This window comes from Rhodoferax sp., assembly GCF_039922535.1.
In the GTDB taxonomy this organism is placed as follows: Bacteria; Pseudomonadota; Gammaproteobacteria; order Burkholderiales; family Burkholderiaceae_C; genus Rhodoferax_B.
In genome coordinates this window covers 25,698-33,940 of sequence record NZ_JBDTEM010000078.1, presented here as the reverse complement: position 1 = coordinate 33,940, position 8,243 = coordinate 25,698, and the positions used below count along the sequence as shown (strand labels likewise).

Here is an 8,243-nt window from a genome sequence, read left to right as displayed (position 1 = left end):
GCCTGGGCTTTGTGGGTTTTGCCGAAGAAGTGCGCCAGCAAGAAGCTGAGCTGGGCTTCAAGTTCGACTACATCGTGGTCTGCTCGGTGACCGGCAGCACGCAAGCCGGCATGGTGGTGGGCTTTGCCGCCGATGGCCGGGCCGACAAAGTGATCGGTATCGACGCCTCGGCCAAGCCGGTGCAAACCAAGGCCCAGGTGCTGCGCATCGCCCAAAACACCGCCAAACTGGTGGAGCTGGGCCGCGACATCACCGAGCAAGACGTGGTGCTGGACACCCGCTACGGCGGCCCCGAATACGGCCTGCCCAGCGAAGGCACGCTGGACGCGATCCGCCTGTGCGCCCGCCAGGAAGGCATGCTGACCGACCCGGTGTACGAAGGCAAATCCATGCAGGGCATGATCGACATGGTGCGCAACGGCGAGTTCCCCGCGGGCTCCAAAGTGCTGTACGCCCACCTCGGCGGCGTGCCTGCCTTGAACGCCTACAGCTTCTTGTTCCGCAACGGCTAAAACTAGGAGGCACGCACCATGGAACAGCAGACCCCGAACGGAGCGAACAGCGAACACGACCCCGAGGAGCTGCGCGAATGGTGCGACGCGCTGGACGGCATCCTCCTGGCCTGGGGCCCGCAGGCCGGGCGGGCGCGGGCGGTGGAGCTGCTGGATACCCTGCTGGCACACGCGCGCAGCCGCAAGCTGGCCTGGCGGCCCGAGCCCGTCACGCCCTACCTGAACACCATCGACGTGGACGAACAACCGCCGTACCCCGGCGACCTGGCGCTGGAGCGCCGCTTGTCGGCCATCCTGCGTTGGAACGCCTTGGCCATGGTGGTGCGCGCCAACGCCGCCCATGGCGAGCTGGGCGGCCATATCGCCAGCTATGCCTCGGCGGCGGATTTGTTCGAGGTAGGCTTTCAGCACTTCTTCCATGCGCGCACGCCCAGCCACGGCGGCGACCTGGTGTACTTCCAGCCCCACTCGGCGCCAGGTGTGTACGCGCGGGCCTATCTGGAAGGGCGCTTGCCCGAGAGCGCGCTGCAGCACTACCGGCAAGAGCTGGTGGCCGAGGGGCAGGGCCTGCAGGGGCTTACCTCGTACCCGCACCCGTACCTGATGCCGGACTTCTGGCAGTTCCCCACCGGCTCCATGGGCATAGGCCCTATCAACGCCATTTACCAGGCGCGCTTCATGCGCTACCTGGCACACCGTAATTTGCTGGAAACCGCAGGCCGCAAGGTCTGGGGATTTTTTGGCGACGGCGAGATGGACGAGCCCGAGTCCATCGCCGCGCTGACCCTGGCTGCGCGCGAGAAGCTGGACAACTGCGTCTTCGTCATCAACTGCAATCTGCAGCGCCTGGACGGCCCGGTGCGCGGCAATGGCCGCATCGTGGACGAGCTGGAATCGCTGTTTGCTGGCGCGGGCTGGAACGTGGTGAAGTGCCTGTGGGGCTCCGAGTGGGATGCACTGATGGCGCATGATCACGGCCACGCCATTACCCAGGCTTTTGCGCAAACCGTGGACGGCGAATTCCAAACCCTGAGCGCCAACGACGGTGCCTTCAACCGCCGCACCTTTTTTAACAAGACACCTGCCCTGCAGGCGCTGGTCGCCCACCTGACCGACGAGCAGATTGACCAACTGCGCCGTGGCGGTCACGACCCGGTGAAGATCCACGCCGCCTTTGCCAAGGCCGCGCAACACCGTGGCCAGCCCACCGTGGTGCTGGCCAAAACCATGAAGGGCTACGGCATGGGCTCCGTGGGCCAGGGCCGCATGACCACGCACCAGCAAAAGAAGCTGGACCGCGACGACCTGATGGCGTTTCGCGAGCGCTTCCAGCTGCCGCTGACCGACGCAGAAGTCACACAGGCCGCATTCTTCAAACCCGCAGCCGACAGCCCCGAGATGCGCTACCTGCAGGCCCGGCGCCAGGCGCTGGGCGGCTACCTGCCGCTGCGCGAAAGAACCGCACCGCCGGTCGCGGTGCCCCCGCTGGAAAGTACTGCCGCCTTTGCACTGCACGCCGACGGCAAGGCCATGAGCACCACCATGGCTTTTGTGCGCCAGCTCGGCGCGCTGCTGAAGGACTCTGTACTGGGCCCGCGTGTCGTGCCCATCGTGGCCGACGAGGCGCGCACCTTTGGCATGGCCAATTTGTTCCGCCAGGTCGGCATTTATGCCCCCTTCGGCCAGCTTTACCAGCCCGAAGACGCGGAGTCCATGCTGTTCTACAAAGAAGAGGTGTCCGGCCAGATTCTGGAAGAGGGCATCAGCGAGGCCGGTGCCCTGTCGTCGTGGACCGCGGCTGCTACCAGCTACTCCACCCACGGCCTGGCCATGCTGCCGTTTTTCATCTACTACAGCATGTTTGGCTTCCAGCGGGTGGGCGATTTGATCTGGGCCGCAGCGGACCAGCGCGCCAGGGGCTTTCTGGTCGGCGCGACGTCCGGCCGCACCACACTGGGCGGCGAGGGCTTGCAGCACCAGGACGGCAGCAGCCATCTGGTGGCGTCCACCATCCCCAACTGCCGCGCCTACGATCCGGCTTTTGCGGGCGAACTGGCCGTCATCATCGACCACGGCGCGCGCCAGATGCTGGAGGCCCAGGTGGACGAGTTTTATTACGTCACGGTGACGAATGAGAACGTAGCCAACCCCAGCCTGCCCGCCGATGCGCATGCCGGTGTGCTGCGCGGCATGTACCTGCTGCGCCCCGGCCCGCGGCTGCCGCGCCGAGTGCAATTATTTGGCAGCGGCGCCATCATGGGCGAGGTGCTGCAGGCCGCCGAGATACTGGAGCGTGAGCACGGCGTGGCCGCCGACGTGTGGAGCATCACCAGTTACACCGAGCTGGCCCGCGAAGGCCAGGCGCAAGAGCGGCTGTGGCGACAGGGCACCCAGCCCACGGTAGACAGCTGGTTTGGCCGCCAGCTCGCGGCCAGCAGCGGCCCCATCATCGCCGCCACCGACTATGTGCGGGCCTTGCCCGAGATGGTGCGTGCCTTTGTGCCCGATGGCCGCAGGTTTGTGACCCTGGGCACCGACGGCTTTGGCCGCAGCGACTCGCGGGCCGCCCTGCGCGCGCATTTCGAGGTCAACGCCCAGGCCATCGTGCAAGCCAGCGTCCGCGTGGTGCACGAAATCATCGTCCATGAGGCCGACGACAACCGCCGCCGCCACGACGACGATGCCCTGTCCATGGCATCCATCTAGCCCGTCCCCCAGTCAGTACATGTTTTGCTATTTAAAAAATAGCTGCTTGCGCAGGTGCTACCTGCTCTAGAGTGCATTTTTATGGATAATTTTGCTGCCGTTGTTCTCTCAGGCGTGTAGGCCTTGGTGCAGCAGGGCGGCGCTGTCCGCAAGGCGCTGGAGGGGGCGCTCAGAGTGCGCCCGGTACAATCCGCGCCCAGCCTAGGCGATTCAAAAACAGCCAGCAGCTTTGTGCTGCAGATGGAATGACTAGGCTTAAAAGCGCTACGCGCAAGGTGTTTTCATCATCGGGGTGCGGGGGTCTCCACCGTGCTCTCGCCCACAGGCTTGTGGCCGGCGACGTGTTCACACGGCTGCCGCCCTGTACGCCTCCACTGCCGCTACCTCCTGGGTGCAAAGGAATCTTTTTTGCGCACGAACTTCAGCAGTTCCAAACTTGTTCGCTTGCTGAGTGAGCCGACCTCTGCCGCCACGGCGGGCGCCAGCGTGGATTCGGCCGAGCAGTTGAGCGCCGTGCTCGGCCTATTCGATGCGGTAACGCTGCGCAGCGCACTCCAGGCGATCCACACGACGCAAGCGTCAGTCGGTACGTCTGTCAATAAGGGCTCCAGTGTGCCGGTTGCAGAGCAGGTGCAGCAGGTGCGGATGGTCTTGGTCAACGCCATTACGGCTAAACCTGTGACTGCCGCCGATGCGGGCGCCAGCCGCCGCCGCGGCCGCAATCCCGATCCCGTGCCGGTACCCGCAGCGCCTGCAGAACCGGTGGCCGACTACGCGCTGTTTCGCCAGCGCCACCTGGACCTGCAGCGGCAAATGGAATGGATGATTCCGCCGCTGCGCATACGTGTGCGCGAGGCCGTGGCCTCGGTATCGCCCGCGTTACGGCAATTGGCCGCGCTGGACGCTGTGTGGGAGCAACTGCTGGCCGCGCGCGAGCAAAAGTCGCTGGCAACCATTCCAGCGTTGCTGAAGAACCGGTTTGAACAATTACGCACCACCCACCAGCAGGCAGACCAACCCGCCCTGCGGCAGCAAGCGGGTGGCTGGTTGGACAGGTTTGACAAGGAGCAGCAGGCCGTACTGCTGGCCGAGCTGGACCTGCGGCTGGAGCCGGTCATGGGCCTGGTAGAGGCATTCCAGCGAGAAATCGCACTTGCGCGTGCGCCCACGGTGGCGCCGCATAGGAACATTGAAAAAGTTGAGAACGCAGTATGAATAGGTTTGTTTTCGCCGCTATCTTCGCCATTGGTTTGCTGGGCGTCGCCTGGGTCGGCTATGGCTTTGTAGGCACCAGCGCGCTGGCGCTGGCCGTGACCGTGGTGATTGCCGGGGTGTATTTGCTGGGCGCGCTGGAGCTGCGCCGATTTAGGGCCGACACGGCATCGCTGGCCACCGCGCTGGCCGAGCTGGTGCAGCCTCCTGCGGATTTGCCTACCTGGCTGGAGCGCGTACCCGCGCTGCTGCGCAACCCCGTGCGCATGCGCGTCGAGGGCGAGCGCAGCGCTTTGCCCGGCCTGGCGTTGACGCCGTATCTGGTGGGCTTGCTGGTGATGCTGGGCATGTTGGGCACCTTCCTGGGCATGGTGGTGACCTTCAAGGGCGCGGTGTTTGCGCTGGAAGGCTCTACCGATCTGCACGCCATCCGCTCTGCTTTGGCCGCGCCCATCAAGGGCCTGGGCCTGTCATTTGGTACGTCGGTGGCGGGCGTGGCGGCGTCGGCGGTGTTGGGCCTGCTGTCGGCCATGGCCCGGCGCGAGCGGCTGGACGTGGTGCGCCTGCTGGATGCGCGTATCGCCACCAGCTTGCGACCGTTTTCCATGGCGCAACAGCGCCAAGAGGCTTTCAAGGCCGTGCAACTGCAAGCCCACGCGCTGCCCGAAGTGGCCGAGCGTTTGCAGGCGATGATGGACGGCATGGAGCGCCGTAGCCAGCAGCTCAGCGAACAGCTGCAGGGCCAGCAGGCGCAGTTTCACATGGGCGTGTCCGGCGCATATAGCGAACTCGCCAGTTCCGTCAGCGCCTCGCTGCAAGCCAGCCTCGCCGCTGCGGCACGGGCTGCGGGCGAAAGCATCCAGCCCGTCGTCCAGGCCGCGATGGCAGAGATGGCGCAAGAGTCCACGCGGCTGCACCAGCGCGTGTTTGATGCCACGCAAAGCCAGCTCCACGGCTTGGCCCAGAGTTGGGACGCTGCGGCCACCCGCGCGTCTGATGGCTGGGCCGCCGCGCAACACAACCATGTGCGCAGCAGCGAGGCCCAGGCGGAGCGTCTGGACGCGGCGCTGCAAGGCTTTGCCGATACCTTCGCGCAGCGCTCCAGTACGCTGCTAACTTCGGTCGAGGCGGCAGCAGCCACGTCGCGTGAAGCGCAGGCGGTGGCAGACCAGCTGCACCTGCAAGGCTGGACGCAGGCCTTGCAATCCACCACGCAGCTGCTGCAAGGCGAATGGGAGGCCATGGGCGCGCAAGCGCTGGCCCAGCAACAGGCGGTGTGCCACACGCTGGAGAAGACCGCTGCCGAGATGGTGGAACACACCGGCCAACGCGCCGCCGCCAGCATGGCCCAGGCGGCGCAGCTAGATGCGGCGCTGCAAGGCTTTGCCGACACCTTCGCACAGCGCTCCAGTGCCTTGCTGGACGCAGTACAGGCGACTGCCGCCAAGTCGCTGGACGCGCAGGCGGCGGCAGACCAGCAGCACCTGCAAGGCTGGACGCAGGCTTTGCAATCCACCACCCAACTCCTACAAGGCGAATGGCAGGCCATGGGCGCGCAGGCGCTGGCCCAGCAACAGGCGGTGTGCCACACGTTGGAAAAGACCGCAGGCGACATGGTGGAACACATCAGCCAGCGCGCTGGTGCCACGCTGGCACAGCTGGCCGACGTAGTGGGCCGGTCCGAAGGCTTGTTGGCCGCACACACAGCGGCAGAAGCCCGCTGGACGCAGCAGCAGGGCGAGCGGCTAGACCAACTGGCCAGCCTGTGGCGCACCGAGCTGGCGGCCTTGCGTGCCGAAGAAGCCGGGCGGGGCCAGGCGGCAGTGGACAGCCTGGCCCAATTGCAGACCGCCGTCACCACCCATTTGGCAACCCTGGGCACGGCCCTGGAAGAGCCTATGGCCCGCCTCATGGCCATGGCCGCCGAGGCCCCCCAAGCCGCCGCAGAAGTCATCGCCCAGCTGCGCCAGCAAATGGCCGGCTTCAGCGAGCGCGACAACCAGGTATTTGCCGAACGCACCCAACTGGCCGAGCAACTAGCCACGCTGCTGCAGACGCTGAACCAGGCGACAGGCGACCAGCGCGCCGCCATCGAGTCGCTGGTGGCATCCGCCTCCAACGTGCTGGAAGCTGCAGGTGGGCAGTTCGCCCAAGCGGTGGAGGCGCAAACCAGCCACACCGCGCACGCCGCGGCGCAAGTTGCTGGCAGTGCCGTGGAGCTGTCTAGCCTGGGCGAAGCCTTTGGCCACGGGGTGCAGCTGTTCAGCGCATCCAATGAAAAACTGGCGGACAGCCTGCAGCGCGTGGAAGGTGCCATCCAGCAATCGGCGGCGCGCAGCGACGAGCAACTGGCCTACTACGTGGCCCAGGCCCGCGAGGTGATCGACCTCAGCATCGCCGCGCAGCAAACGGTGGTGGAAGACATGCGCCGCCTGCGTAGCGCACCCGCCGTGGCCGAAGGCGCTGTGGCATGACCGGCGCGGACGACTGGGACGATGGCGTAGAGCAAACCGCGCCCGTCTGGGCCGTGTTTGGCGACCTGATGTCGGGCCTGCTGGGCGCCTTCGTGCTGGTGCTGGTCGGCGTACTCGTAGTGCAGATGGACCTGGTCACCAACCTGCAGGCCGAAGTCGCCAAGCGCCACACCGAGGAGCAGCGCCGCATGGCCCTGGAAAAAGCCTTGGCCGGACCGCTGGCCTCCGGCCGCGTCACGCTGAACAACGGCCGCATCGGCATCAGCGGCAACGTGCTGTTCCCCGTGAACTCCGACCAGCTGCGCCCCGAAGGCCGGCAATTGTTGAAGACCCTGGTGCCGCCGCTGCAGGTCTACCTGGGCGCACGCGACGACATGCTGATGGTCAGCGGCTTTACCGACAACCAGCCCATCATCGACCGCAACCAGCACTTCGCCGACAACCTGGAGCTGTCGGCCCAGCGCGCGCTCACCGTGTCACGCGCCCTGATCGAATCCGGCATGCCCTCGTCGCGGGTGTTCGCCGCTGCCTTTGGTGCCGAGCAGCCCGTGGCGTCGAACGACAACGACGCCGGCCGCGCGCAAAACCGCCGGGTGGAAATGGCCCCCGTGCCGCGCTCTGCTGCAGACAAACCCCCCACGCCATGATGCAGCCAGAGGCTTTCGATGCGTCACCAACGCTGGCGTCTTTGCGCAGCGTTGGCGCGCAGCACTGGGACCCCGTGCGCTTTCGTTATCTGGAGGCCATGCAACAGCGCGCGCAAGCCGCGCCCGAGCCCGTGCGGCGCGTGGTGGATGGCAAGCTGCAAACCGCTCTGGCTGACTATGCCGGGCGCAGACCCCAGGCCAATAGTTTCGAATCGGTCGCTCCCACTACATCCCCGCTGGCCGCGCTGAACGCCTACATCCGCACTGCCACGCAGCCCGACGCCGAAGGCAGTGCCGCCCCCAGCGGCTGGGGCGGCCGCCCCGAGCTGAAGAGTGTGCAAGCCTTCCGCGAGGTGTGGTCGCAATTTGCCGTCGTGGACCAGGTGGAGCAGTCCCTCCAACGCGGCCCGGAAAACGCAGGCCCGTTGAATTCCCACATGCTGGTGCTGCGCTCCCTGGCTACGATGCGCGCGCTGTCACCCGAGTACCTGCGCCGGTTTTTGTCGCATGCGGAAACGCTTCTGTGGCTGGATCAGGAGGGGCAGCGGCTGATTGCGCCGCAAGCGCGGGGGGCGCGGACTGGGCGGCGGAAGAAATAGGGGCGGTCTTCGAATGGGTTCTTGGACTGCTGCGCGGCTTGCATGCGCGGGGTCGCCTGACTCTGCGGTTCGGAAAAACGTCAACACGTTTTA

At 66.2% G+C, this 8,243-nt stretch carries 6 protein-coding genes; all 6 read left to right on the top strand.

Translation table 11 applies throughout. The features are described from left to right. The coding region (locus tag ABI213_RS03270) for a pyridoxal-phosphate dependent enzyme (protein ID WP_348026096.1) at positions 1-512 on the top strand (512 nt) is incomplete at its 5' end. 18 nt (positions 513-530) lie between these two features. Further along, on the top strand, positions 531-3,218 hold the full coding sequence (gene mdeB, locus ABI213_RS03265) for an alpha-ketoglutarate dehydrogenase (protein WP_348026095.1): 2,688 nt from the start codon (positions 531-533) through the stop codon (positions 3,216-3,218). A gap of 408 nt (positions 3,219-3,626) precedes the next feature. Beyond that, entirely contained in the window at positions 3,627-4,433 is an 807-nt protein-coding gene (locus ABI213_RS03260; RefSeq protein WP_348026093.1) for a DUF3348 family protein, read from the top strand. After that, positions 4,430-6,904 (top strand): DUF802 domain-containing protein, encoded by a 2,475-nt coding sequence (locus tag ABI213_RS03255; protein ID WP_348008209.1) that lies wholly within the window; start codon positions 4,430-4,432, stop codon positions 6,902-6,904. The genes ABI213_RS03260 and ABI213_RS03255 overlap by 4 nt, the downstream gene beginning before the upstream one ends. Next, complete coding sequence (locus ABI213_RS03250; protein ID WP_348008208.1) at positions 6,901-7,551, top strand: OmpA family protein; 651 nt, start codon at positions 6,901-6,903, stop codon at positions 7,549-7,551. The genes ABI213_RS03255 and ABI213_RS03250 overlap by 4 nt, the downstream gene beginning before the upstream one ends. Continuing rightward, the gene (locus tag ABI213_RS03245; RefSeq protein WP_348008207.1) at positions 7,548-8,150 is read left to right on the top strand and encodes a DUF2894 domain-containing protein; all 603 of its coding nucleotides are present in this window, start codon (positions 7,548-7,550) and stop codon (positions 8,148-8,150) included. Before ABI213_RS03250 ends, ABI213_RS03245 begins: the two co-directional genes overlap by 4 nt. Positions 8,151-8,243 lie beyond the last annotated feature (93 nt).

Excerpts from the sequence above, each read along its gene's own strand:
- mdeB (WP_348026095.1), top strand. The coding sequence starts at position 531 with ATGGAACAGCAGACCCCGAACGGAGCGAACAGCGAACACGACCCCGAG.
- ABI213_RS03255 (WP_348008209.1), top strand. The coding sequence starts at position 4,430 with ATGAATAGGTTTGTTTTCGCCGCTATCTTCGCCATTGGTTTGCTGGGC.
- ABI213_RS03250 (WP_348008208.1), top strand. The coding sequence starts at position 6,901 with ATGACCGGCGCGGACGACTGGGACGATGGCGTAGAGCAAACCGCGCCC.
- ABI213_RS03245 (WP_348008207.1), top strand. The coding sequence starts at position 7,548 with ATGATGCAGCCAGAGGCTTTCGATGCGTCACCAACGCTGGCGTCTTTG.